The 25,363-nt window shown below is 55.0% G+C and carries 26 protein-coding genes; 8 read left to right on the forward strand and 18 right to left on the reverse strand.

From position 1 onward, the window contains the following. Positions 1-11: 11 nt before the first annotated feature. Together hemC and CSQ89_RS04190 are read right to left on the reverse strand one after the other, a co-directional pair. Positions 12-941, reverse strand: coding sequence for a hydroxymethylbilane synthase (gene hemC, locus CSQ89_RS04185; RefSeq protein ID WP_233202959.1), 930 nt, complete (start codon positions 939-941; stop codon positions 12-14). A gap of 283 nt (positions 942-1,224) precedes the next feature. After that, on the reverse strand, positions 1,225-2,559 hold the full coding sequence (locus tag CSQ89_RS04190) for a deoxyguanosinetriphosphate triphosphohydrolase (protein WP_099404935.1): 1,335 nt from the start codon (positions 2,557-2,559) through the stop codon (positions 1,225-1,227). Positions 2,560-3,068: 509 nt separating this feature from the next. Here CSQ89_RS04190 and CSQ89_RS04195 point away from each other — a divergent pair. Continuing rightward, positions 3,069-3,599 (forward strand): hypothetical protein, encoded by a 531-nt coding sequence (locus CSQ89_RS04195; RefSeq protein ID WP_099404936.1) that lies wholly within the window; start codon positions 3,069-3,071, stop codon positions 3,597-3,599. Continuing rightward, positions 3,532-4,068 (forward strand): ABC transporter substrate-binding protein, encoded by a 537-nt coding sequence (locus tag CSQ89_RS04200; RefSeq protein ID WP_158228896.1) that lies wholly within the window; start codon positions 3,532-3,534, stop codon positions 4,066-4,068. Before CSQ89_RS04195 ends, CSQ89_RS04200 begins: the two co-directional genes overlap by 68 nt. Before the next feature lie 261 nt (positions 4,069-4,329). Here the strand turns inward: CSQ89_RS04200 and CSQ89_RS23760 are convergent, their stop codons facing one another. Then, positions 4,330-4,464 carry a transposase gene (locus tag CSQ89_RS23760; protein ID WP_158228897.1) on the reverse strand — a complete coding sequence of 45 codons (135 nt, stop codon included), beginning with the start codon at positions 4,462-4,464 and terminating at the stop codon, positions 4,330-4,332. Positions 4,465-4,725: 261 nt separating this feature from the next. On the opposite strand from CSQ89_RS23760, the gene CSQ89_RS04205 reads away from it, so the two are divergent. Continuing rightward, complete coding sequence (locus tag CSQ89_RS04205) at positions 4,726-5,916, forward strand: lytic polysaccharide monooxygenase (protein WP_304441790.1); 1,191 nt, start codon at positions 4,726-4,728, stop codon at positions 5,914-5,916. A 170-nt stretch (positions 5,917-6,086) separates the two neighbouring features. Here the strand turns inward: CSQ89_RS04205 and mtgA are convergent, their stop codons facing one another. The 6 genes from mtgA to CSQ89_RS04235 all read right to left on the reverse strand — a co-directional run bounded on the left by mtgA (position 6,087) and on the right by CSQ89_RS04235 (position 10,085). After that, complete coding sequence (gene mtgA / locus CSQ89_RS04210) at positions 6,087-6,779, reverse strand: monofunctional biosynthetic peptidoglycan transglycosylase (protein WP_099404938.1); 693 nt, start codon at positions 6,777-6,779, stop codon at positions 6,087-6,089. A 113-nt stretch (positions 6,780-6,892) separates the two neighbouring features. Next, a complete protein-coding gene (locus CSQ89_RS04215) occupies positions 6,893-7,075 on the reverse strand; it encodes a zf-HC2 domain-containing protein (RefSeq protein WP_099404939.1) in 183 nt (60 codons plus the stop codon). Further along, positions 7,072-7,644, reverse strand: coding sequence for a sigma-70 family RNA polymerase sigma factor (locus CSQ89_RS04220; protein WP_099404940.1), 573 nt, complete (start codon positions 7,642-7,644; stop codon positions 7,072-7,074). The genes CSQ89_RS04215 and CSQ89_RS04220 overlap by 4 nt, the downstream gene beginning before the upstream one ends. A gap of 84 nt (positions 7,645-7,728) precedes the next feature. Further along, positions 7,729-8,673, reverse strand: coding sequence for a homoserine kinase (locus CSQ89_RS04225; RefSeq protein WP_099404941.1), 945 nt, complete (start codon positions 8,671-8,673; stop codon positions 7,729-7,731). A 317-nt stretch (positions 8,674-8,990) separates the two neighbouring features. Further along, on the reverse strand, positions 8,991-9,311 hold the full coding sequence (locus tag CSQ89_RS04230) for a DUF2782 domain-containing protein (protein ID WP_099404942.1): 321 nt from the start codon (positions 9,309-9,311) through the stop codon (positions 8,991-8,993). 39 nt (positions 9,312-9,350) lie between these two features. Continuing rightward, on the reverse strand, positions 9,351-10,085 hold the full coding sequence (locus CSQ89_RS04235; RefSeq protein WP_099404943.1) for a TIGR00730 family Rossman fold protein: 735 nt from the start codon (positions 10,083-10,085) through the stop codon (positions 9,351-9,353). A gap of 79 nt (positions 10,086-10,164) precedes the next feature. Between CSQ89_RS04235 and polA the strand changes: the two genes are divergently transcribed. After that, positions 10,165-12,936 (forward strand): DNA polymerase I, encoded by a 2,772-nt coding sequence (polA, locus tag CSQ89_RS04240; protein WP_099404944.1) that lies wholly within the window; start codon positions 10,165-10,167, stop codon positions 12,934-12,936. Between the two features lie 44 nt (positions 12,937-12,980). On the opposite strand, the gene CSQ89_RS04245 is transcribed toward polA, so the two are convergent. The 3 genes from CSQ89_RS04245 to CSQ89_RS04250 all read right to left on the reverse strand — a co-directional run bounded on the left by CSQ89_RS04245 (position 12,981) and on the right by CSQ89_RS04250 (position 14,933). Then, on the reverse strand, positions 12,981-13,739 hold the full coding sequence (locus CSQ89_RS04245; RefSeq protein ID WP_099404956.1) for an alpha/beta fold hydrolase: 759 nt from the start codon (positions 13,737-13,739) through the stop codon (positions 12,981-12,983). After that, a complete protein-coding gene (locus CSQ89_RS21970; RefSeq protein WP_158228898.1) occupies positions 13,729-13,992 on the reverse strand; it encodes a hypothetical protein in 264 nt (87 codons plus the stop codon). Before CSQ89_RS21970 ends, CSQ89_RS04245 begins: the two co-directional genes overlap by 11 nt. A 116-nt stretch (positions 13,993-14,108) precedes the next feature. Further along, positions 14,109-14,933 carry an undecaprenyl-diphosphate phosphatase gene (locus tag CSQ89_RS04250; RefSeq protein ID WP_099404945.1) on the reverse strand — a complete coding sequence of 275 codons (825 nt, stop codon included), beginning with the start codon at positions 14,931-14,933 and terminating at the stop codon, positions 14,109-14,111. A gap of 131 nt (positions 14,934-15,064) precedes the next feature. Here CSQ89_RS04250 and CSQ89_RS04255 point away from each other — a divergent pair, with 131 nt between their 5' ends. The 3 genes from CSQ89_RS04255 (at position 15,065) to CSQ89_RS04265 (ending at position 18,539) form a co-directional block, all read left to right on the forward strand. Continuing rightward, on the forward strand, positions 15,065-16,141 hold the full coding sequence (locus tag CSQ89_RS04255) for a YjgN family protein (RefSeq protein WP_099404946.1): 1,077 nt from the start codon (positions 15,065-15,067) through the stop codon (positions 16,139-16,141). Continuing rightward, on the forward strand, positions 16,138-17,154 hold the full coding sequence (locus CSQ89_RS04260) for a M48 family metallopeptidase (RefSeq protein WP_099404947.1): 1,017 nt from the start codon (positions 16,138-16,140) through the stop codon (positions 17,152-17,154). Before CSQ89_RS04255 ends, CSQ89_RS04260 begins: the two co-directional genes overlap by 4 nt. A 173-nt stretch (positions 17,155-17,327) precedes the next feature. Further along, on the forward strand, positions 17,328-18,539 hold the full coding sequence (locus CSQ89_RS04265; RefSeq protein ID WP_099404948.1) for an HD-GYP domain-containing protein: 1,212 nt from the start codon (positions 17,328-17,330) through the stop codon (positions 18,537-18,539). A gap of 99 nt (positions 18,540-18,638) precedes the next feature. Here the strand turns inward: CSQ89_RS04265 and CSQ89_RS04270 are convergent, their stop codons facing one another. The 6 genes from CSQ89_RS04270 to argH all read right to left on the reverse strand — a co-directional run bounded on the left by CSQ89_RS04270 (position 18,639) and on the right by argH (position 24,347). Then, complete coding sequence (locus tag CSQ89_RS04270) at positions 18,639-18,902, reverse strand: YkgJ family cysteine cluster protein (RefSeq protein ID WP_199065208.1); 264 nt, start codon at positions 18,900-18,902, stop codon at positions 18,639-18,641. Next, on the reverse strand, positions 18,899-19,360 hold the full coding sequence (locus tag CSQ89_RS04275) for a DMT family transporter (protein WP_099404949.1): 462 nt from the start codon (positions 19,358-19,360) through the stop codon (positions 18,899-18,901). The genes CSQ89_RS04270 and CSQ89_RS04275 overlap by 4 nt, the downstream gene beginning before the upstream one ends. Before the next feature lie 87 nt (positions 19,361-19,447). Continuing rightward, positions 19,448-21,361, reverse strand: coding sequence for a sensor domain-containing diguanylate cyclase (locus CSQ89_RS04280; RefSeq protein ID WP_099404950.1), 1,914 nt, complete (start codon positions 21,359-21,361; stop codon positions 19,448-19,450). Positions 21,362-21,478: 117 nt separating this feature from the next. Next, complete coding sequence (gene hemB, locus CSQ89_RS04285) at positions 21,479-22,483, reverse strand: porphobilinogen synthase (protein WP_099404951.1); 1,005 nt, start codon at positions 22,481-22,483, stop codon at positions 21,479-21,481. An 8-nt stretch (positions 22,484-22,491) separates the two neighbouring features. Beyond that, a complete protein-coding gene (locus tag CSQ89_RS04290) occupies positions 22,492-22,956 on the reverse strand; it encodes a GNAT family N-acetyltransferase (protein WP_099404952.1) in 465 nt (154 codons plus the stop codon). A 2-nt stretch (positions 22,957-22,958) separates the two neighbouring features. Then, positions 22,959-24,347 (reverse strand): argininosuccinate lyase, encoded by a 1,389-nt coding sequence (gene argH, locus CSQ89_RS04295; RefSeq protein WP_099404953.1) that lies wholly within the window; start codon positions 24,345-24,347, stop codon positions 22,959-22,961. Between the two features lie 145 nt (positions 24,348-24,492). Between argH and CSQ89_RS04300 the strand changes: the two genes are divergently transcribed. Further along, positions 24,493-25,134 carry an SPOR domain-containing protein gene (locus tag CSQ89_RS04300; RefSeq protein ID WP_099404954.1) on the forward strand — a complete coding sequence of 214 codons (642 nt, stop codon included), beginning with the start codon at positions 24,493-24,495 and terminating at the stop codon, positions 25,132-25,134. The last annotated feature ends 229 nt before the right edge of the window (positions 25,135-25,363 follow it).

Here is a 25,363-nt window from a genome sequence, read left to right on the forward strand (position 1 = left end):
ATCTCAGCGGTTTACTCGGCAGGCTTAAGGAGAGCCCGGGCACCTTCGGTCAACATCAAGTCAGCGACTTGGCGACCCAGCCCTACAGCCGCAGCACGGCTGCCGTTTGATTCGGCACGCAGCATCTGTTTGCCATCGGGGCTGGCGACAAAGCCACGCATGCGCAGGAAATGTTTATCGACAATCTCGGCATACCCCCCCAGCGGGGTTTCACAAGAACCATCCAGGCGTAAGCTCATGGCACGTTCAGCCATCACACAGTCTGCGGTTTCGGCATGGTTAAGCGGGGCCAACAGCTCAGCCAAGTCCACCCGATCTGCGCAAATCTCTATGCCCAAAGCCCCTTGCCCTGGCGCAGGCAGACTCTCTTCCGGCGTAAGGCAGGCACGGATACGATAGGTTAGGTCCAAGCGCCTCAACCCTGCCGCCGCGAGAATGATGGCGTTGTATTCCCCCGCATCCAACTTGTTCAAGCGGGTCTGCACATTCCCCCGCAGGGGCTTCACCACCAAGTGTGGAAACACGGCGCGAATCTGCGCTTCCCGGCGCAGGCTGGATGTGCCCACCACCGCGCCTTTGGGTAGCGTACCAAGGCTGGCGTATTGGCTACAGACAAACGCATCGCGCGGGTCTTCACGCTCGGTAATCGCCGCGATGGCAAAACCCTCAGGCATGCGCATCGGCATATCCTTCATCGAGTGCACTGCCAGATCAGCCCTGCCCTCAAGCAAAGCGGTTTCCAGCTCTTTAACGAACAAACCCTTGCCGCCAATTTTGTTCAGCGTCACATCAAGAATACGGTCACCCTGGGTAGTCATACCCAGTAGTTCAACCTTGAGGTCCGAATAAAGCGATTCCAGCCGGGCGGCGATGTGGCGGGCTTGCCACAGGGCCAGCGCAGATTCACGGGTGGCAATGACGAGGCGTTCGGGGATAGGCACAGCGGAGAGTCTCGTGAAGAATAATCGTTTGCGGGGGATTCTAGCACGCTCGTAAGTCATGTCCCGATGCGCGGACATTGTGGTTTTTCTGCATTCACCCAGGCGCTTTTAGAACCTGTCTAAAGTCTCGCGAGCTAGGGCAAGACAAGGCGAAAACAGCCGAGGAAGCGGAGTTTACGCGTGGTAAATGAGCATTCCGAGGGTGTTTTCAACGCCGTATTGCCGACGCACAGCAGACTTTAGACAGATTCTTACTGCCTCTATCCAGAAATTTATGCTGTTACTAGCGCCCCATCCCCCCCACCTGTTGCGCCAGATAGGTAGCATAGTTGTCGGTCATCCCACCAATAAAGTCGAGCACCCGCATATAGCTCTCATACAATGGCCATTCCTTATTGGGGGCGTTGTATTCCATCAGGTCGAGAATACGTTTATTGCGAAAGCTGAGTCGATCGGGCTCGGTACGCAGTTGGTATGCCGCACCACAAAAAGATTCCAACAAGATATCGAGGCAGGTAAAGCTACCAACCTCGATTTCGACCTTACGCCGGTTGTTGAAGATACGGTCCTGCGCCAACTGCTTTGCATCATGGATGCCATGGCGGACAAAATCCGGGCAGGCGGCAATCAGGTCACCTTCATACTCACCCGCCAGCAGCTCGTCATGCTTGCGCAAGAAAGCTGCCGTGACTTCCCGGGTACAACGGTCAATCGCCTTGGAGCGCAAAAGCGACATCCTGCGCCTTACGCTGGGTGCGCCAGCGACTTCCAGCCGCAGCAGGTCATCATCGATTCCAGCCAGTTTAATCAGCATCGGCGCAATGGTTTCAAACGGCAACATGCCGATTTCAACGCCATCCTCCAAGTCCAGAATCGCGTAGCAGATATCATCTGCTGCTTCCATCAGATAGCTCAACGGATGGCGGCACCACGTTCCATTCTGCTTGGCAATCAGCCCCAACTCATGCGCCACTTCGTCGAGCAGTTTCTTTTCAGCTTGGTAACAACTGAACTTTTCCTTGTGACCGGCATGCTCGCTGGTCCACGGGTATTTGAGCGTCGCACCCAGCGTGGCGTAGGTCAGCCGCATGCCGCCATCAAAGCGATGGTTTTCCAATTGGGTCACAACCCTAAAACCCTGCGCATTGCCTTCAAAGGTCTGGACATCGCGCCGCTCCTGCGGGCTGAGATTTTGCAACATGTACGCATTGGACGACTGCCGGAACCAATCGCGAATCGCATACTCGCCCGCATGGCCAAACGGCGGGTTGCCAATATCGTGCGCCAGGCAAGCCGCCTGGACGATAGCGCCAATATCGTATGGAATAATGTGCGTTGGTAATTTGGCGCCCAATGCCTGACCCACCATGATGCCGAGCGAGCGCCCCACGCAGCCGACTTCGATCGAATGCGTCAGCCGGGTATGCACATGATCATTCTCGGTCATGGGGTGTACCTGCGTCTTGCGACCCAGGCGGCGGAATGGGGAAGAAAATGCGATCCGGTCGTGATCTTTGTGAAAGTCCGAGCGACCAATGGCAGGGCCGGTTTCAGGCTGGCGGCGAGGTGCGCCAAGGCGGTCGGCGGAAAGCAATTGTAACCAGTTCATTTGCGACATGTGACGTTCTCTTGCTGACAGCTTAGAACCTATTCCACTTCAGCGTCGACCAACCCTTGCTGGCGTAAACATCCCACAGAAATTCGAATTGGTTCTTTGGTGCCAGTCCTAAAGGCAAAGAACGCCATTGTAGATTGAAGCTAGGTCATGCAGCAGTATGCATTAACCCATTAACAAACTAGCCCGCTTCTGTTGTTAGCAATGGTTTCATCTTCACCCACCGTAACTAGCACCAAACCCACAATGGCGTCGATGCGATCCCAAAAAAAACGCCTCAGCATGGCATAGTCAAAAGATTACAACCTACGGCGCAACGCGCCTTGCATGAAAAGCAGTGGGCAGTAAGTCCGTGTTCTGCGGAACGCAATATCGGGCAAGAATGCTTTTTACTTTAAACATGACTACGCTGAACAAGGACAACCAGTGAGTTGGCGCTTGGAAGGGCCACGCACTTATTAAAAGCAGAGTTAATTCACAGATAAGCGACGCGCTAGCCATAAGGAGATGTCATGAACGTGCATACGGTAGGAACCACCCTCCTCATTGGATTGGCTGTACTAACCAGCCCACTTACGCGCGCGGCGGATAAACTTATATTCATTCTAGAAAGTTACCATACTGATTTTGTATGGGATATGAATTACAGAGAGGCATTACAGACTTCGCTTGGGCCAGGCTATCGCTATGAAATCTTTGGCATGGACACCAAAAGGTTACCAAAAGAAAAGCATGCCGAAATGGCAGAGCAAGGCTGGAAGAAGATTCAGGAAGTCAAACCAGATCTCGTGGTAATGGGTGATGATATTGCGCTTTCTTCGACAGGGCCAAAATTGGACGCCACTAACACTCCCGGGGTTTATCTGGGCATTAACAATAATCCACGCAATTATGGCAATTTCAAAAACATTACTGGCGTAATAGAACGCCCATTCGTCAAACGTAATGTGCCTCTTATTCTTAGCTTGGTGCCTGGTGCCTGGTGCCAAAAAATTATTGCTGTTGTTCGATCACTCAAAAACCTCAGAGGTCATTTTAAGTGAAATTTTGGGTGGTGAAGCCTCACAAAACATCATGGAGGTGACCTTAGAAATGCGATTAGTATCGAACTACGCCGACTGGCAAAACATCGTAAAAAATGCACGCACCGCCGGCTATAATGCAATCATAACGGGCCTGTACCATGCCCTAAAAGATACTGATGGCAGTACAGTAAATGACAACGTAGCAATTAGCTGGACATCGACCAACACACCTATTCCCGTGTTTGGTTTATGGGATTTTTCGGTTGGTTCAGATAAAGCCATTGGCGGCCTGGTAATATCCCCAACCGCACAAGGAAAAGCAGCTGGCGAAATTGTAAAGAAAATACTGAAAGACAAGATCGCCCCGAGCGAGATAATTCCAGTCACGCCAACCTCCGGCGAATATCTATTCAGCAAAGCACAATTGAAGCGCTTCAACCTTTCATTACCTGCAGATATTGCCAAGCAAGCGAAATACACCGACTAAGAACCAGATTTAAGGGTTCGCCATATCGACGTAATGAAATCTTTAACGTCAATGTATTAAGGCGACAATTAAATAGTGCATATGAACAAAGACAAAAGATCTTTTAAAACAATGCATTAGGAATTTTGTACTGTAAGCCTATATGCGCTTTCACATTGCCGGATTAATAGCTTGGCATCAGCTGATGGTGCTGTAACACGGCATTGCCCAATCCAACTTCATCATGCGCACCAGGCTGTTCGTAAGACCGCACACCTGGTGCTAGCACTGCTGTTGCGGTGCCTTCAACGTCAGCATGATTCGAATGACCTGATCGCTGTAAAGCGTCGGCGCGCCTGCCTTGCCTTCCCGCTCATTGTGATACCAAGTGACTTCTGGTGAGTACCAGAAGGTCACCTCGCACCTGCTGATTGCGATTGTATTCAGGCCCGTTCGACGTGCAGTAGTGGGGTTTGGGAGGTTTCACCGAATCGGCCTACAACCCGCGTCAAGCTTGGTGCGATGAGGTTATGCAACAAAGCCCCGCTCAACTACAAATAGTCTTAATGGCTTGGCGATCCTGATTGTTGGCGCAGGCGCTCACCTTGTCATTATCAACACTGCTAGGTGTTGCTTATTGCAGTGCGCTATCTCATCCAAATTCAATCAGGAGACAACATGCACCTTCAATACTCGGCATATCCGCATAAGCTAAGCATAACGCCAGCCGCATTGGCGGTACCGCTGTTGGCAATGCTGTCCAGCATGCCAACACAGGCACATGGTGCGATGGCCATACCGGTAGACCGGGTGTACAACTGTTTCCAGGAAGGGCCGGAGAACCCTAAATCAGCTGCATGTAAAGCGGCCCTGACAGCAGGGGGTAGCCAAGCTTTCTATGACTGGAATGGTGTTAATCAGGGCAATGCCAATGACCAGCACCAAGCCGTGGTACCCGACGGGAAACTGTGTGCAGCGGGCAAAGACACCTTCAAGGGCTTTAATCTGGCGCGCGATGATTGGCCCGCTACCAATATCGCACCCGACACCAACGGCCAGTTCGACTTCCTTTATCGGGCCACCGCACCGCATTCAACTCGGTATTTCAAGTTCTACGTGACCAAGAATGGCTACAACCCCAGCCAGCCGCTGAAATGGGCCGACCTGGAAAGCCAGCCCTTCTGTACCATCACCAATAATGTCCTGACGAATGGGCACTACAAGATGAGCTGCCCATTGCCACAGGGTAAATCCGGCCGGCACGTCATTTACAGCATCTGGCAACGTAACGACAGCCCTGAAGCATTCTACTCCTGTATGGACGTAAGCTTCAGCGGCGTTACCACCCCGACCACCTGGAAAGAAATCGGCCCTGTCCGTGCGCAGCAGGATTTACCGATCAACAGCAAAGTCACATTCCGCTTGTTCGACTCCGCTTTCAAAGACCTCGAAACCCATATCCTCACACTGGCAAGCGGAATGACAGGCGCCAGCCAATGGCCTTTCTATCTGGCGCAGAAGGTGAATGCCGCTTCGCAGTATGTAAAGGTGGGGGTGCTCGACAATAGCGGCAGCATTGCGCCGGTACAGAGCAATATGGATAACCGGGTGTACGAGCGCAGCAATGTGACCGCCGATTACAGCTTTGCCATCGATATCAACAGCGATACCGATGGCGGCAGTCAGGTTGACTATATCTATCCCGCCAATATCGCCAGCTATAAGGCGGGCACCATCGTGCGGGGCAGCGACGGCAAGCGCTACCAATGCAAGCCCTACCCTTATGCCGGTTGGTGCAGCCAATCACCGGCTTACTATGCACCCGCGACTGGATCGAACTGGCGAGATGCCTGGGTGCTCTTTAGCTAAGAACGCAGTCAGGCGGGGCTTACACCTCAGCCGAGGGGTAGAGCAGGCCCTGCCTACTTAACCCAGTAGCTTGCGCTCGGCTTGTAGCCGTTCAAGCGGGGCGTCATCGAATGACGAACCTTGGGGTTACCAAACTGAAGCCACCGCCTCCGTTCTTGGCAATGACCTGATCAAGGTATATCGGCATAGCGCATACGCCGTTCGATAATCGCGGCTTTACGGACCAAGCCTCGCGCATTGCGGTTTTTATCGTAGTAGCGCGGATTTGGCACCATCGCCGCCAACTTGGCAGACTGGGCGGCGCCAAGCTTTGCCGCGCTGGTGTTGAAGTAATGACGCGCCGCGGCTTCCGCCCCAAAAACACCGTTTCCCCACTCAATCACATTCAGATAAATCTCGAAGATACGCCGCTTGTCCATGACGGCCTCCAACATCAAGGTAATCGCGGCCTCCTCCAGCTTGCGCAGGTAACTACGCTGGCCGGACAAGAACAGGTTCTTTGCCAATTGCTGGCTGATGGTGGAACCCCCAGCAGCAATCCGCCCTTTCTTCATGTTCTTTTCCCAGGCCGTTTGCATGCCTTCCCAATCAAACCCCTCATGCGCCAGGAACTTGGCGTCTTCACTCGCGACCAAGGCGCGTTTCAGGCTGGGAGAGATTTGGTCATAGGGCACCCACTGATGCTGCAGATCTGCCTCGGCGTCTTTCTGTTGCAGCACATCACGCTGCTGCGTCATAAAAGCAGTACCAGAGGGGTTGTAGTACTTCCACCAGACCACATGCGCAAACAACCACAACTGGTAGAGCACAAATACGGTGAAAAGCACCAGCAAGATGCGGCCGATTAAACGAGAGAAGGTCATGGCGCGCGATTATAGTCGTGTAGCACCCCATGCAAGCGCATCAAAAGCGCCGGGCGAAGCTATCCGAGGGTTGAATGCAGTGGCCAACCTCAGTAAGAGCCAGCGCATGCCGCCTAGTCAGACTTCCGCTTGTTTGCAGATTGGGCGGCACGGCGCAGAAAGTTGCCCTGCTTGGAAAAGTTGCGACAGTAGTCACAGATAAACAAGTGCAATTGCAGGCGTAGCTTTTCACCCAGGGCGAGATCGCGGTCCAGGCCCTCTGACACCATACGGGTGGCTTCTTTGCAATTCATCATGAACGCTCACCAAACCAGTTTTTTTCCAGGCACAGCCGCAGACTCATACGGGCGCGATACAACAGCACTGAACAATTGGTCGCGGTAATTTCCAGATTCTGACAAATTTCTTCAATTTCATACCCCAGCGATTCTCGCATCGCAAACACCAGCGCCGTACGCTTGGTTAAACGCTCGTTGCATTTCTCATACATACGCCAGAAATCCTGCTGCTCCAACGAAGCATCGGGGTTGGCCCAGGTACGCGGGCCATCACTGCCCCAGTGGCCGGTTTTATCGAACAAGCCGTCGAAGTCACTCACGTCCCCGTCGCTGTCAACACGCTCATCAATCTGTAAGGGTTCGCGGCACAGCTTGCGTTGGGCGTCGATGATCTTGTGTTTGAGTATCCCCGTCAGCCATGTCTTGACGCTGGACTGCGCCCCAAAGCCGCTCTTGGCTTGCAAGGCTGCCAACAACGTATCCTGTACAGCCTCTTCAGCCGCTGCTTCGTCACGCAGGCGGTAAAGCGCATAGCGCAGTAGGTAATCACGAAATTCAGCAAGCTGCTGGTCGTCAGGCAGAGTCAATATGAGGTCACTTTATGTAGACGAAAGTACTGGAACACGGTGCCAACCGGCAGGTACACATGGCACCGCTTGGCATGCTCGCCATTAAAGCCAGTGCGCAGCCTCTCCACGCCGCTGGTGTGTATTCAGGATGTGCTGGAAGGTCATCGGGTCCCGTCTATAGGTTAGTTCGCCCACTGGCGGTTTGTGCCAGTCCCACAGGCGCGAAACCCAGAAACGCAGCGCTGCAGCACGCAACATCAACGGCCAGGCTTCCCGTTCGGCTTCACTTAGCGGCCTCGCCGACTGGTAACCGGCACACAAGGCCTGGGCGAGTTCCGGTTCGATCTCACCATCTGGCTGGGCACACCAGTCGTTGACGGTAATGGCCAGGTCGTAGATCAGGATGTCATTACAGGCATAGTAGAAATCAATAAACCCGCCAATTCGGTCGCCATGCATCAACACATTGTCGCGAAACAAATCGGCGTGGATCACGCCGCTGGGAAGGTGCGTGAAGCGCGCACGGCTTTGCTGACCAACCTCCGCCTTCAGCATCGCCGCATCGTCATCGCTCAAATAAGGATAAAGAGCGGGCGCAACCACATTCCACCATGCTGGCCCACGAGGATTTGCCATATGCCCAGGATACGTTTCACCCGCACGGTGCATTTGCGCCAGCATCGCGCCTAAGGCAAAGCACTGCGCAGCATTGGCCTGCTCCACCGGCTCGCCCGGCAACCAACCCACCAATACGGTAGGGCGACCACAGATCGTGTCGATCATCTCGTCGCGCTGGTTGGCGATAGGTGCAGCACAAGCTACACCGTGGTGCGCCAGGTGCGCCATCAGGTTCACGTAAAACGGCAATTCATGGGTTTGCAGGGCTTCAAACAGCGTGAGCACATACTGGCCCTGCGTGGTTGTGACTGCGTAATTGGTATTGGTCGTGCCGGCGGCGATGCCCTTGAGCTCAACCAGCTCGCCCAATGCATAACGCTTGAGCCAGCTGGCGAGTTCGGGGGTTGAAACGGTAGTGAAGACAGACATGGGAAGATCACTTAAAACTTCGGGTTTGGACGCCATCAGGCCGCGAGTACTCTCTATATTGTCTCACTCACATCCCTTCTCAAGGATTAGGTGTTACTCGGAAGTCCTTTGTCAGGCAGTAAGGGCACTTGCATAAAAACCCTTACCCCACAAATACACGCCTCGAACAACCCCTAGAACCTGTTTACGATCTGTCGCAAGCAATCGTCAGCAGGATGAAGCGCAGCGCAGAAACCGAAATGTACTTTTGTACATGAGGGTTTCAAGGAGCACATGAGCCCTGATCACGGCTGCGCGGTAAAATCGCAGACAGGTTCTTAGAACCGTTTGATAATCCATTTGGGCGGCCGCACCGTCGGCTGCCCGTCGCGTCGCACCATCCGGCCCGTGCCATCCTCATCGCTGAGGTAATACTCCGGCCCCACCTGTGGCTTGACCTTGATCATGTACAAACGACCCGCAAGCCGGTATTCCGACACCGTCGCATCACCCTTTTGGATAATCGTGACCTCCGGCTCGATAGAAGCTTCATCAACCACCCCTGCTGGTACGGGCGGAGGTGGCGGCACTTGCAACGGCTTGTCGGCGGCCTGCAAACCACTACTCAGCAGGGCCAGGGTAATCAAACAATAACGCATGGTGTTACTCCTTCGGCGTGTCCGCAAACGGAACAACGCCTATAAACTCAATTGCATTTCCCGCTCGGCAGGGCTCAGCCCAAAACCGCGGGTCTCGTAGAATTTGAAGATCGCATCGACCACCTTATGCGGCTCGTCGATCACCTGCATCAAATCCAAATCAGCTGGGTTGATCATGCCCTCAGCCAACAGCGTGTTGCGAATCCAGTCAAGCAAGCCACTCCAGAAAGCGCTGCCTACCAAGATGATGGGCATCCTGCGGCTTTTGCCAGTCTGGATCAACGTCAACGCCTCGCTCAGTTCGTCTATCGTGCCAAAACCACCCGGCATGACCACGTAGGCGGTGGCGTTTTTCACAAACATGACTTTACGAGCAAAAAAATGGCGGAAAGTTTGGCTGACATCCTGATAAGGGTTGCCATGTTGCTCATGAGGCAGCTGGATGTTGAGCCCCACGGAAGGCGACTTACCGTGAAAAGCGCCTTTATTAGCTGCCTCCATAATGCCCGGTCCACCACCGGAAATCACGCTGAAACCGGCATCAGACAACAAACGGGCGATCTCTTCGGTAAGCTTGTAATAAGGGTGGTCACGCGGGGTGCGCGCCGAACCAAACAACGAAACTGCAGGCTGAATCGCTTGCAGGCGTTCGGTGGCTTCGACGAATTCGGACATAATCTCGAAAACACGCCAGGCTTCGCGCGAGCGATAAGCTAGGGTTGCCGCCATGGCAGCCGGGTCCGTATCGCTAGGTAATTTGCTGTGGGCACTCATTTTTTCTTCTCTTTCTTAGTATTTGGTAAGCGCAGGCGAATCAGCCAAGCGCCTACTTCATCTTGCTGGAGTACTACGCATGTCTACCAAGACGCTCTTACTGATCGACGGCTCTTCATACCTATATAGAGCGTTTCACGCCTTGCCGGATTTGCGCAGTCCCAGCGGCGCGCCGACCGGAGCCCTACGTGGCATTCTCGCCATGCTGAAGAAGCTGGTGAAAGAAGTACCTGCCGATTATATCGGCTGTGTCTTCGACGCCAAGGGCAAGACCTTCCGCGATGCACTGTACCCTGAATACAAGGCACAACGCCCCTCCATGCCGGACGATCTGCGCGCACAGATCGAACCCATCCATGCTGCCATCGCCGCCATGGGACTACCTATTTTGATGGTAGACGGCGTTGAGGCGGATGACGTGATTGGCACACTGGCATGCCAAGCGAACGCCTTGGGTATGGCAGTGGTGGTGTCGACGGGTGACAAGGATATGGCACAGCTGGTGACATCCAATGTACGGCTGGTCAATACCATGAGTGAAGAAACCCTCGATGAAGCCGGTGTATTGGCCAAATTCGGTGTGTCGCCAAATCGCATCGTCGATTACCTCGCCCTGATCGGCGATACGGTAGACAACGTGCCCGGCGTACCCAAATGCGGCCCCAAGACCGCGGTAAAGTGGCTTAGCGAACATGGCAGCCTCGACGGCGTCATGGCCAATGCGCACCAGATTGGCGGCGTGGTGGGCCAAAACCTGCGTGACACGCTGACGTGGCTGCCAATGGGTCGTACCCTGGTCACCATCAAATGCGATGTCGACCTCAGTGCCGAAATGCCCCAAGGCTTTGATAACCTGGCCCCGCGCGATGCCAACAAGGCAATGCTGACCAACCTGTTTGAAACCTATGGCTTTAAGAGCTGGTTGGCTGAATTGAAGGGTGATGCCGCTATTGGCGACAAAATCGCGGCTGAAGGCAATGCCTCGGCCTTTCGCAGTTTTGCACCGGATGAAATGGGCGAATTGTCCGAACTCCCACGAAACTACGAAGCCATCCAGACCGAAGCGCAGCTCGACGCCTGGATTGCACGGCTTGACGCTGCCGACCTTGTCGCAGTCGATACCGAAACCGATAGCCTGGAGCCGCTCGTGGCGAATATCGTCGGCATCAGTGTTGCATTGGCTGAAGGCGATGCAGGTATTCGCGCTGCCTACCTACCTCTCGGCCACCGCTATGCCGATGCACCAGTACAACTGGCATTCGATGCCACGCTGGCCAAGCTCAAGCCCTGGTTAGAAAACCCAAGCAAGAAAAAGCTCGGCCAGAACCTGAAGTATGACCAGCACGTGTTCGCCAATCACGGCATTGCATTGGCAGGCGTTTCTGAGGACACGCTGTTGCAAAGCTATGTGCTGGACAGCACCGAGCGGCATGGCATGGACGAACTGGCCGCAAAGCATCTGGGGTTAAAAGCCATCAGCTACGAGGAAGTCGCCGGCAAAGGCGCCAAACAGATCGGGTTTGCCGAAGTCGCTATCGATGTCGCCACCCGCTATTCCGCCGAGGATGCCGATATCACGCTGCGCCTGCATCAATTGTTTGCACCGCGCCTGGCTGCCGACGCCAAGCTCGACTATGTCTACCGCCAAATCGAACTCCCCAGCCGGGAAGTGTTATTCAAGATGGAACGGCAGGGTGTGTTGCTGGACAGCAGCCTGCTGCAAAAACAAAGCCATGAGTTGGGGCAGTCCATGCTCAGGTTGGAGCAGGAAGCTTATGAACTGGCCGGGCAGCCATTCAATCTCGGCTCACCCAAGCAGATTGGCGAAATATTGTTCGACAAGCTCAAGCTGCCCGTCATCAAGAAGACCCCCAAAGGCGCACCGAGCACCGATGAAGACGTGCTGAGCGAACTGGCGCGCGACTTCCCATTGCCTGCCAAGCTGCTGCAACACCGTAGCCTCGCCAAGCTCAAATCCACTTATACCGACAAACTGCCGCTGATGGTCAACACCAAGACAGGTCGGGTGCATACCAATTACGGCCAAGCCACGGCGGTAACCGGGCGGTTGGCCAGCAACGACCCCAACTTGCAGAATATCCCGGTGCGCACCACCGAAGGCCGGCGCATTCGCGAAGCCTTTATCGCGCCGCCGGGCCACCAGATCGTCAGCGCCGACTATTCACAAATCGAGCTGCGCATCATGGCGCACCTGAGCAGCGATGAGGGCATGCTGAAAGCTTTCGAAGCCGGTATCGACATCCACCGCGCCACCGCCGCCGAGGTATTTGGCGCGACGCCGGAAACCGTCACCGCCGACCAGCGCCGTTACGCCAAGGCCATCAATTTCGGCCTGATCTACGGTATGAGCGCGTTTGGGCTCGCTGCCCAGCTCGACATTGAACGCAGTGCAGCGCAGAACTACATCGACCGCTACTTCGCCCGCTACCCTGGCGTAGCTGCCTATATGCAAACCACGCGCGAAACTGCGCGCGAGCAGGGCTATGTGGAAACCTGGTTTGGCCGCCGCCTGTGGTTGCCGGAAATTCGCGCTTCCAACCAAGGCCGTCGCCAGGGCGCAGAACGCGCCGCCATCAATGCCCCTATGCAAGGTACGGCTGCCGACCTGATCAAACTGGCTATGATTGCCGTGCAGGACTGGGTGGAGCGCGACAATCTCAAGACCCGGCTGATCATGCAGGTGCATGATGAACTCGTACTGGAAGTACCAGACGAGGAGCTGGCGCTGGTCAAAGTAAAGTTACCAGCGCTGATGTCTGGGGTGGCCGACCTGAAAGTACCCTTGTTGGCCGAGGTGGGCATAGGTTTGAATTGGGAAGCTGCCCATTAACTACGAGACACGGGCTTCGTCCGATCGTGAAACCGGCGAGCCCGCTATTTTCGCGCCCATTGCGCCACACTTTTTGCCAGCCAAACCGCATCATCAAGCGGTAGGTCATGTCCCGCACTGGGGTGCAAATGCAAGGGCCAATCGGTGGCAGCCGCCAACGCATGCGAGCAATAGGGGTCAACCAGCCTATCCCGCTCGCTCGCCAACAATAGGCAAGGCATCGGCGGCCAGTTTGCGGGTGGACGATAGCGGGCGGCGGCGGCAAGCTGACGTAGGAGGTTCCGCTTGCTCACCGGGGCTTCAGCCTGCCAGCGCTGCCATGAATCCAGCGCCATTGCCCGCGCTTGGCCCGAATTACTGAGAAGATTCAATATGGCGGCTTCTCGGCGATCCCGCCCCCGGCCCAACAGGCTGAGCAAGGCTGGGTAACGCTGCCAGCGCACCCTGCGCCAGAAGGGCGCCAACCCCGCCAGGCTCGTGTTGACCAGCACCAGCCGTTTTATCTCTTCGGGGTAATGCCCAGCCCACTCCAGTGCCACCATGCCCCCCAGCGAAATAGCCAATACATTGACCGGCCCCTGCGCCAATACGCCTTCAAACTCGGCACGTACGACTGCGCATTGGTCAGCAACGCTGAGCGCACTACGTTCCTTCCAACGACGGCCATTACCGGGAAGATCAGGCGTCAACACCGCAATACCGCCCAACTCATCCGATAGGCGCAGCGGAAACTCCCCCCAGTGCCGACCTTCGCGTCCCAATCCACGCAGCAAGACCCAAGGGCGTTTGGGTTTAATCGCCATGACGTCGCCCCAAATGCCGGGCATGGCGATACGAACCCGCCAACCGATAGGATTCACGGGGAGTCTGATAATCAAAGGGATTCATAAAGGCTAGTTGAGTAGGCAACGCCCGCTGCCAGAAATGGCTAGCGATAACCAGATGTTGCCCGGCAGCCGAATGAGCCAAGCAATCCAGCAACAGGCGTTTAAAAAGTAATGGGTGAATCCGGTACATGGCGGTAGCAGTAGCGAAATGCTTCAGCATAGTCAGCACGCAAGCTGCATACATCACGATTTTGTGACAATCCGGCGCAAGCTATGGCTACTGCCTAGCCTTCAAGCTAAACAGGTCCGGCCAAGAGCCTGTTTAGCAACGCACCATCTACCGAATCAGTCCACCCAGTTCACAAGGCCGGAGTAGGCAGTCACCAACACCACCACACCAAAAGCGATGCGATACCAAGCAAAGCCGATAAAGGTATGGCTGGCCAAAAAGCGCAGCAAGGCACGCACAGCAATCAACGCAAAGATGAAGCTCGCAATAAAACCGACGGCAAACAGCGCAAGGTCATCTGAACTGAGCAAATGCCAGTGTTTGTAGATGCTGTAGAGCGAAGCGGCACCCAGTACCGGAATACCCAGCAGAAAGCTGAACTCGGTAGCGACCGTGCGCGATATGCCAAATAGCATGCCACCGATGATGGTTGAACCTGAACGCGAGGTACCCGGAATCAATGCGAAGCACTGCGCCAAACCCACCTTGAGTGCATCTTTCCAGCGCATGTCATCGATAGAGTGGATTTTCACCGCTTGCGGACGTTTCTCAGCCCACAGAATGATGATGCCGCCAACAATAAACGCAATCGCCACGGTAAGCGGGTTAAACAATGCAGCCTTGATCTCGGTACCGAACAGCTTTGCGAGCCCCATAGCAGGTACGGCAGCCACGGCGATATTAATCAGTAACTGGCGCCCTGGGCCCGGTTCACGAGCATGGGTTATGGCATGGACAAGCCGCTGGCGGTATTCCCACATCACGGCCAGCATCGCACCTAGTTGGATGAAGATTTCAAAAACCTCACGTTTGTCCGTATCCAAAAATCCAAGCAAATGTCCCGTTAGAATCAGGTGCCCTGTACTGGATATGGGCAGGAATTCGGTAATACCTTCAACCACACCCATGATGAACGCTTCAAACAACAGTATTAAATCCATGCCACCAGCCTTTGCGTAAAAAGGCGTTGATTATAAGCCGCTTGCCAACCGCAACGTCCTGTCATTAGGGTGCCGCCCAGCCGAGCAAACCTACCGCTTGCGCCATATTTGATCGTTTATTAGGGAAAACCATGTCTGATGAGTCACCGCCAAATCCAATATCTGCCGCACCTATAGCACAGCAACTCCCCCTGCGCTTTCACGGCCAGACCAATGAATATTTTCATATCTGGATCATCAACCTGCTCTTGTCCATCGTCACCTTGGGCATCTATTCAGCCTGGGCCAAGGTACGTAGTACACGCTACTTTTACGGTGCGACCGAGCTTGGCGGCAGCCGCTTCGATTATCACGGCAAGCCCGTCGCCATCTTGATTGGTCGGTTGATCGCCTTAGTCCTCTTTATCCCCTACATCCTGCTCGGCAAAACACATTCGCTCGTGGCTGGCTGCTTTCTCTTGCTGCTGTTTGTGGCTTCGCCTTTTCTCATCACCCGCGCGCTGCGTTTTCGCCTTGGGATGACCAGCTATCGCAACCTACGCTTCGGATTCACCGGTTCAATTGGCGACGCAGCAGTGAATTACCTATTGCTGCCCATGCTGTTGCTGCCCACTTTGATGCTTGCTTTGCCTTCGGTAACCCACCAACAACGCAAATGGGTGCTTGACCATGCCCGTTACGGCCAACAACAGTTCGACCTGAAACCTGCGGTAGGAGGTTGGTATAGGGCGTATTTCTGTGCACTCGGCAGTTTCATCATCTTTACCATCTGCATGTTCATCCTTATCGGCGTAGGAATAGTGAGTATTGGTATGTCGGCCAAGACGGGGGCCAATCCCCTTCTTTCGTTTGTCCCTCTCGCCAGTTATATCGTGATGCTTGCCGCCTATACCACCATCTTGCGAACACTGGGGGGCTGGCTTCACAAACTGGTATTCGAGCGACTCACCCTGGGAGAGCTGCACTTCAGCCCCAATTACCGGGTCACTGAATTGTTTTCACTGCATCTGATCAACAGCTTGGCGCTGTTCTTCAGCCTCGGCTTAGCCTATCCATGGATACGTATACGCACCACCCGTTACATGGTCGAACGGCTCAGCCTGTATGCGCCTGCGGGTCTTAATGCGTTCATCGCCACCACCCAAGGCAAGACCAGCGCTGCAGGTGAAGAAATAGCCGATATGTTCGATGTGGATATCGGTCTATGAGTGTCTGGCGCGCCAGCTATTTCAATGGACAACAGTCCACAGCGCACGATATTGAAATTGCGCTTACCCCAACCGGACTCTGGCTAGGACTACCCGAAGGTGAGCAGATTGTTCCATTGGACCAACTCCGCCTGGTCGAACCCATAGGCAGCAGCCAACTATGGCGCATTGAACTCGCCAGCGGCGGCATGCTGGACGTAACCGATGGCGCAAGCCTTGCGCGCACGGTTGGCCAACAGCAGCCTTGGTTGGGGCGTTGGGAATCATCCTTGAAGCTGGCGTTGCTGGTCATTCCGTTATTGGCGGTGTTTCTATTTGCCGCCTATCGTTGGGGCCTGCCGGCTGCAGCCGACCTTGCCGCATACGCGGTGCCGGCAAGCAGTGAACGTTGGCTGGGAGAGAAGACGTTACAGCTACTGGATAAGCAAGGTGTGCTGGCGACCAGCCGTTGGCCGAGCGAACGGCTGGCCCTCATCCGCCAGCAACTCGCCCAGCTAGGAGGGCAGGCAGCGCCCTACCAGCTCGAATTCCGCCGTAGCGACAGCATTGGCGCCAATGCCTTTGCCCTGCCGGGCAACGTGATGGTGGTAACCGATGACCTGCTGGCTATCTTGACGCCAGATGAACTGATGGCCGTGCTGGCACATGAGGCGGGCCATATCGAAAAACGGCATGTGATACGCGGCATGCTCCGCGCCAGTGGCTTGGCTTTGAGTGTCTCCATCCTGGTGGGCGATGCCAACTCCATTATCGACGCGCTGATCAGCCTTCCCATCGCCTTGGCAGACCTTCGCTATAGCCGGGAATTCGAATTGGAGGCTGATGCTCATGCTTATGCTTGGCTACAGATGCCCGGACGTACACCTTGCAACTTTGTCAGCGCACTAAAGCGTATCGAGAAAGCCCAGCACAACCGGAACAAAGACCTGCCTGAAGTCCCCAGCTGGCTCTCGTCCCACCCCGACACACGTGACCGTATGGCGCAATTTCAAAGCCATTGCCCGGCCGGCTGATGCACTTATCAGCTCGATTTGGCTTCGCTGCCAACTGGGCTAGACTATCTACTATCGATTCGAATCCTTCCTGAAACCTGTTCACTGCCCACTGACTTGGCTGTACACCATAGCGGCAGTGGCACAGAACCGTATCAATAGCCTTGAATAGTGCACAGTGAAAGCCCACCTTCATGATCAAGCGTATTTCTTCAAGCGAGCTAAAAGTCGGTATGTATATCCACGATCTTGCCGCCGACTGGTCAGTCCATCCGTTTATGCGCTCAGCCTTTCCCATCAAGACAGACAAAGAGATCGAGACCATTCTAGAGTGTGGCATCCACGAGGTTTACATCGATAGCGATCTGGGGATGGATGTGCCCGATGCCCCCACCAAGGAAGAGGTACAGAACGCGTTACAGGCGGAAATGATCGCCATCGCCACCAGTGCGCCACCGCCAAAGATTCGCATCACTACCGCGGAGGAAATGGGCAAGGCCAAGGGCATCAAGAACCAAGCTGCTGATTTGGTACGCACAGTTATGCAGGATGTACGCCTAGGAAAGGCGGTCTCGTTAGATTCCGTCGAACCTGTAGTGGCGAATATTACCGAGTCTATCCTACGCAACCCTGGTGCGTTGATTGGACTCATGCATATCAAGAACAAGGACGACTACACCTTTTTGCACTCAGTGAGTGTTTGTACCTTCATGGTGGCCTTTTGCCGCTCGGCCGGGATGGATGCCGAAACAACACGCCTGGCCGGATTGGGAGGGCTTTTGCACGATACGGGCAAGGCTTTGGTACCCGACGAAGTATTGAACAAACCCGGCAGACTCACTGATGAAGAATTTGCCTTGATCCGCCGGCACCCGCGGGACGGCTACGAAATCCTGCTCAAAACACCCAGCATTGGCGATATCCCCCTGGAAATCACACTCCATCACCATGAGCGTGTCGATGGATCCGGCTACCCCGACAAACTGCCGGGTGACCAGATTGGCACACTGGTGAAAATGGCCTCCATTGTCGATGTCTACGACGCCATCACCGCCGACCGTTGTTATCACAAGGGCATGCCACCCACCGATGCACTACGTAAGCTGTTCGAATGGAGTACCCATCACTTCGACCCGACCTTGGTAAAGGCCTTCATGCGTTGCGTGGGCATCTACCCGGTCGGAACACTGGTATTACTGGAAAGCGGGCGGATGGGGCTGGTAACCGAACATAACGAAGACAGCCTGCTGCAACCCAAGGTAAAGGTGATCTTTGACATCAAGAAGGGCTATCAGTCACCGGTGGAAATCGATCTTTCCAAACCCATGGGAAAAGGCGGGGCCGACAAAATCGTCAGCCATGAAAGCCCCAGCAAATGGAAAATCGACGTCCAGCGCTTTATGTAGGGTGAATGCAGCTGAAGTAAGTTGATGAAGGGTGCGCCCCCCCCAACCGCCAGCCCCTGCAAGCAAAGGTTCCCGCCAAACAAACCCGGACATCCCCAGTCAACAGGGTTCGGTCTGCAATTCCAACCAGTGCAAATAGTGCAGTGCCTGTTCGCGATTCTCGCCACACATGTCGATGACGGGCGGCAGGCTGCTGCAAACGTCGGGACGTTCCCGCTGGCCAAATATACGGCAGCCATTTTGCTCATCAAGCTGCACACAACGCACCCCTGCCGGCTTACCTTGCGGCATACCAGGGATAGGCGAAGAAATAGAAGGCGCTATGCAACAGGCGGCGCAACCCAGGCGGCATTGCATGCTCATTTACCCAGCTTGTCGCCAAAGTTGACCAACAGCACGCCGACCACCACCAATAACGCACCCAAAAGGCGTGGTGTTGATAACGCCCGCGTCGCCAAGCCCAGCCAGCCGAATTGGTCAAACAGAAGTGAGATCAGAATCTGGCCGCTGATAATCAACGACACCATGGCAGCGACACCAATACGCGGGGCCAGCAAGGTGGTGCCAAATACAAAGGCCGCCCCCATCACCCCGCCTGTAAAGTGCCACCATGAGGCTTGGCTTAACCCTGCCAAACCTTGCCAGCGTTGGCCCGTAATCAGGGCAAGGATACCCAGCGTAGCGGTACCCACAGCAAAGGAAATAAATGCCGCCAGCACGGTGCTGCCGCCGATCAAGCCTTTGAGCTGATTATTAATAGCCGCCTGTAATGGCACCACACAGCCGATGGTGAAAGCAAAAAGAAAGTAAAAAGCCGACATCTTGTTCCCATTCGGGTTGGGGGGACTTTCAAGCGACACTGCCTGATTAACCTATTTGACAGCGAAACAGCGCTTGCAAACCCAGATCTATCCTAACGATGGGTCGTAAAGCACGACACGGTTACGGCCTGCTCGCTTGGCAGCATACAAGGCCTGATCTGCTTGTTTGATCAACAACGTCAAATCCGTCGTTTCCACCTGTAAACAAGCGCACCCTATACTCATGGTGACTATCAATTCGCAACCGCTCTTCAGGCGGATAGGCGTCTCTGCAACCCGCTGGCGTAGGCGCTCTGCGTTATAAACGATGCCGCTATCCGGCTCCTCTGGCAGCAACACGCAAAACTCTTCGCCCCCCATACGACCGAACAAATCCGTTTCACGTAGCTGCCGCTGTATCCGCTGGCATAACACCTGCAATACCTCGTCGCCAACGTCATGACCGTACGTGTCGTTTACATGCTTGAAGTGATCGATGTCAAGCATCAATACCCCTAATGGACGCTGATAGCGGGCCGCCCGCTGCCATTCCACCATGGCGCGCTCCATGAAGTAACCTCGGTTCGCAATACCGGTAAGTGGATCCATCGTGGCCTTGAGCCAAAGCGATTCTTGTTCGGACTTTCGCGCTGAAATATCGCCAAGCGTCAGGAAATAGACCGACTCATCCGTATAGACAATCAACGAACCCGACACCGCCGCCCAGAAGGGCTCCTGATTGGGACGCAAAAGCTTGATTTCGTAATCGGTCAGCGACTGTTTTTCAATGAGTTGCTGGATGACTTCCGCATGCTGTTCCGCCTGCACACAAAGCGAAGAGAGTAGCTGCCCTGCCAACACGTCGCTTGGCTGGCCACATAACTGCGCCGCAGCCTCGTTGGCGACCAAAATCATGTTGTCGCGCGCACGTACCAATAGAATCGGGCGCGACAATGTCTCCAATGCGCGCAGGATATGCTCATCATGGGCTTGCAACCTTTGCTGGCTTGCCAATACCGCCAAAGCCAACTGGGATTCACGCCAGCCGCGCCATAACATCACGACAGAAAACAGTGCCAATAAGAGAAAAATAGCGACATACGCTGCCGCCTTCATGCGCCAGTCACTAAAGCGCTGTTTTTCCGACAGCCCCACCATGACGACAAAAGGAAAATTATCGAGCCGATAGAAGCTATAGCCACGCTCCACGCCATCCAATTGCAGTGCCTTTACACCGTAATCGCTGCTTTGCCCGGCCATCCATGCCTTCAGCATCTCCGCATCTGCCGTCAGTTTCCCTTCTACGCCAGCTGCCGTAGGAAAAAGGCCGACAATCTGCATATTGCTGTCGTAGAGAATAAAGTTGCTATTGCTTTGGGGGTTCAGCCGTCGCACCAGCTGCTCGAAAAGCTCTAACTTGACCAGCCCTGTCACCAACCCTGCCGGACGCGGACCGGGACCGGGCACCCTCCTGACCATAAGAAATGCCTGCGCCTTTTCCTGATACATCGCAAAAGGCGCGGAAAAAGCCGCCTTATCGCTATGGGCTGTAAGCAACTGCCGGAAGAATTGCTGCAACTTGTCATCTACCGTCAACAGCTCTTTACGCGTCAGCGCACGGCCACCATCCGGTTGAATAAAAGCAAGGCTGGCCACCTGGGGCAGCGTTGTCAGCTTCTCTCTCAATACCTGACTGAGCTCGGCTGTCTGCGCGCTTGATAGGGATTCCAACCGAGCCAGCACCGCGGGGTCGGCTTTACCTGCCAAGTCGCGTAAGACGAGGTCCGTGGCCCTGAATGCACCTTCCAGTTGTTCCTTGAGTAATTGCGCAATGCTCTGCGAGGCGACCCGGGCGTTCTGCCGGGTTTCCATAAAGGAGCTGCGCAGCTCCCAGACGATGAGCACCGCGAGTACGCTCAGCACACCAGCCAGCCACACCAGCAGTATGCGACGAGCGCACAGGAAATCCTGCCAACCCGGGTTTTCGGTATGGACAGGCGTTTCGGAAGGCGGCTGAAGCATTGCACGGTCCCTGCAATTCAAGGTTTGCGCTGCCGATTATAGGTTTTGACAAGAAGCTTGGCTGGGCAAAGAAAAGGGCCAGTAGACTGGCCCATAACACTAGGACTAGCTGTTTACCTAGCGCATTTTCAACCAGTGGGCGGCTTGTGGCGCAAAGTACGTCAGTATCCCATCGGCGCCTGCCCGCTTCATCGCCACCAGTGCCTCCATGGCGACAGCTTGCTCATCCAGCCAACCGTTTTGGGCGGCGGCCTTGATCATCGCGTATTCGCCGGACACCTGGTAAATATAAGTTGGGGCGCAGAATGCATCTTTTACCCGTCGCACAATATCCAGATAAGGCAGCCCAGGCTTCACCATCACCATATCGGCGCCCTCAGCCAAATCAAGCGCCACCTCGTGCAAGGCCTCATCTGAATTCGCGGGGTCCATCTGGTAGTTATATTTATTGCTTTTACCCAGGTTGCCGGCCGAGCCGACAGCATCACGGAAAGGGCCGTAGTAACTGGAGGCGTATTTGGCCGAGTAAGCCATGATGCGCGTATGAATATAGCCCGCGGCGTCAAACGCCTGCCGAATCGCACCGATGCGGCCATCCATCATATCGCTGGGCGCAACAATATCGACTCCGGCTTCGGCATGGCAAAGCGCCTGCTTGACCAGCACTTCGGTCGTCTCATCATTCATCACATAACCACTGGCATCGATGAGGCCATCCTGACCATGGCTGGTGTAAGGGTCCAACGCGCCATCGGTGATCACCCCAAGCTCAGGGAAGTGCGACTTGAGCGCACGCACTACCGTGGGTACCAAGCCTGCCGGATCGTATGCCGCCTCGCCGTTGGGCGTCTTGGCACCGCTAATCACAGGAAAGAGCGCGATGGCAGGAATGCCCAGTGCCAGGGCTTCTTCAACCTGCGGTAACAGCGCTTCCAGACTCATGCGCTTAACACCGGGCATCGAAGCTATCGATTCTTCCCGCTTTCCTACGCCCTCGAGTACGAATACCGGCCAGATGAGGTCATTCGGCGTCAATACGTTTTCACGCATCAACCGGCGGGAAAACTCATCGTGACGCATACGGCGGGGGCGATAGAGCGGAAAGTGACGATTGCTGTGCATAACTGAACTCATAGCGTGCCGGCAGGCTGCCAGCGCATATCAATATGGGAAATGTCGTCTTCCAGATAGGTATCGCTGCACGGCTCAAAACCAAGTGAACGATAGAAATCGAGCAAGTAGGCCTGAGCACCAATCCGGTTCGCCCCACCTGGATAACGGCTTACATGCCCGGCCAACCCTTCGCGGACCAACTGCCGGCCAGTACCATTACCCCGTGCCATCGCGGCAGTCAGAATGCGCCCCAGCGATGCTTCACGGAACTTCAACCCAGGCGGTACCAAACGCAGATACGCTTGCAACGTACCATCCGCATCCCTGCCCAGCAGATGTTCGCTGACCGGATCAAGCGCATCAAGATCGGGATAGGGGCAGGACTGCTCAACCACGAAAACAGCTTGGCGCAGCGTGCTCACTTCATGCCATTGGAGCGCGCTGAACTCAGGTAGCGTGTACCACTTCCAATTCAACTGCATAGTCAACCTTCCAGCCGGGCACGGGCACGGATAATCGCCATCTTTACCTGCCGGGGCGCAGTACCGCCAATATGATCACGGCTGGCCAACGCCCCCTCTGGCGTCAGTACAGTGAACACGTCCATACCAATCAAGGGCGAGAAGGTGCCAAGCTCAACCATGCTCAGCTCTTCGAGGTCCTTGCGCTGCTCGCTGGCGTAACGCACCGCCAGTGCTACAGCCTCATGTGCATCGCGGAAGGGCAAACCTTTCTTGACCAGGTAGTCCGCAAGGTCTGTTGCCGTGGCGTAGCCTTGTTTGACCGCGCGACGCATTGCCTCAGGCTTCACCACGACACCTCGCATCATGTCAGCAACGATGCGCAGAGTGGCTGTCAGTGTATCCACCGTGTCGAACAAGGGTTCCTTGTCTTCCTGATTATCCTTGTTGTAAGCCAGCGGCTGGCCTTTCATCAGGGTCAGGAGGGCAACTAGATGGCCATTGACGCGTCCGGTCTTCCCACGCACCAGCTCCGGCACATCTGGGTTCTTCTTCTGCGGCATGATGGAAGAACCCGTGCAGTAACCATCGCTCATGTCGATAAAACCAAAGCGGGGGTTCATCCATAACACCAGCTCTTCCGACAGCCGCGACAGATGCGTCATGATCAATGCAGCGGCGGCGGTGAACTCAATAGCGAAGTCGCGGTCGGAAACGGCGTCGAGTGAATTGAAGCAAACTTCGTCAAAACTAAGCTGGCGCGCCACGTATTCACGGTCTATAGGGTAGCTGGTACCCGCCAAGGCAGCGGCGCCCAGTGGCAATCGGTTGACGCGCTTGCGCGTATCAACCAGCCGCTCGACGTCACGCGACAACATTTCCACATAAGCCAAGATGTGATGACCAAACGTAATGGGCTGTGCCACTTGCAGATGCGTAAAACCCGGCATCACGGTGTCGACATTGGCTTCCGCCAGGTCAAGCAACGCCTCTTGCAGGTCACGCGCCAGTTCAATCAGGATATCGATCTCGTGACGCAGCCAAAGGCGGATATCCGTCGCCACCTGGTCATTCCGGCTACGGCCGGTATGCAAGCGTTTACCCGCATCGCCAATCAGGTCAGTGAGGCGCTTCTCGATATTCATATGAACATCTTCAAGATCAACCGACCATACGAAGTTTTCCGAACGAATATCTGCGAGTATCTTACCCATGCCATCGGTAATGGCGGCCAGGTCGGCATCGCTGAGCACACCGACCTTGTTGAGCATCTGAGCATGCGCTAGCGAACCTTGGATATCGAATTCAGCCAGGCGCTTATCAAAAAAAACGGAGGCGGTATAGCGCTTGACCAATTCAGCAACCGGCTCGGAAAAGCGGCCAGACCAAGCTTTGGGGGAGGCGTCTTGCATGAACGCAGATTCCAATATGGGATGATGGCGCGATTATAAGGGATCGGTACTTTTGTCGCAGCGCGACAAGTAAGCGACGGTTCAGCATGCGCCGCTATAATGCGTCGATTCGCGCGGCACCAGCCACGCAGCAACAGGGCAAAACATGAGCAAGGACTACAAACAGAGCAGTCGTAAAAGCAGCAGCACTCGCCGTAGCAGTGGGGGAAGCAGTTCGGTATTCGCCGGCCTCCTGATCGGCTTGTGCCTCGGTATCGCAATTGCGGTAGCTGCCGCGCTCTACCTGAACAAAACACCCAATCCATTTGCCAGCCCGGCGTCAAAGAACACACCCCCAAAGGTAGAAGCACAGCCACCCGAGCCGGAAATTATGCAACCGCCAGGGCAAGCCAAGTCAACCACGACAACGCCGGCCGTACCACCTACGCCAGCCAAATCCCAGGGCGACCGCTTTGACTTCTACACCATGTTGCCTGAGCTTGGCGGCGACCCCAAGCCCAAACCACCTGTTGCCAAAGCACCTGATGCTACTCCTCCGGCAACGGTTGCGCCGCCAAAGGGCACTTATTTGCAGGCGGGGGCATTTCAAAATGAAACAGATGCCGATAATCTGAAGGCCAAACTGGCCCTGGTTGGTGTTGAAGCCAACATCCAAACAGCTGACATAACCGGCAAAGGGGTGATTCACCGGGTACGCATCGGCCCTCTGACCAGTCCTGAAGACATTGACCGCATACACGCGCAACTCAAGGTCAACGGCATCGATTCCAGTCTGGTTAAGCAGTAAACACCTGGCGCACAATCCAAGCAATAAACCGCTGCGGGGTCCGTGCCCCGCCGGAAAAGCGCATGGGCTATAGATTGTGGGCAGGTTCGCAACGGTTTTAAGAACTGATGTTACGCAGTAGCTGCGAGAAGCAGCTGTAACTGATCATAAGCCGCGCGGGAGGCGTTGATCAGTAACTTGCGGCAAAGTGCGAATGGGTTCTTCTGCGTCTTGATGCTCAGGCATTCAA

The sequence above is a fragment of the Chitinimonas sp. BJB300 genome, from assembly GCF_002735695.1.
GTDB lineage: Bacteria > Pseudomonadota > Gammaproteobacteria > Burkholderiales > Chitinimonadaceae > Chitinimonas.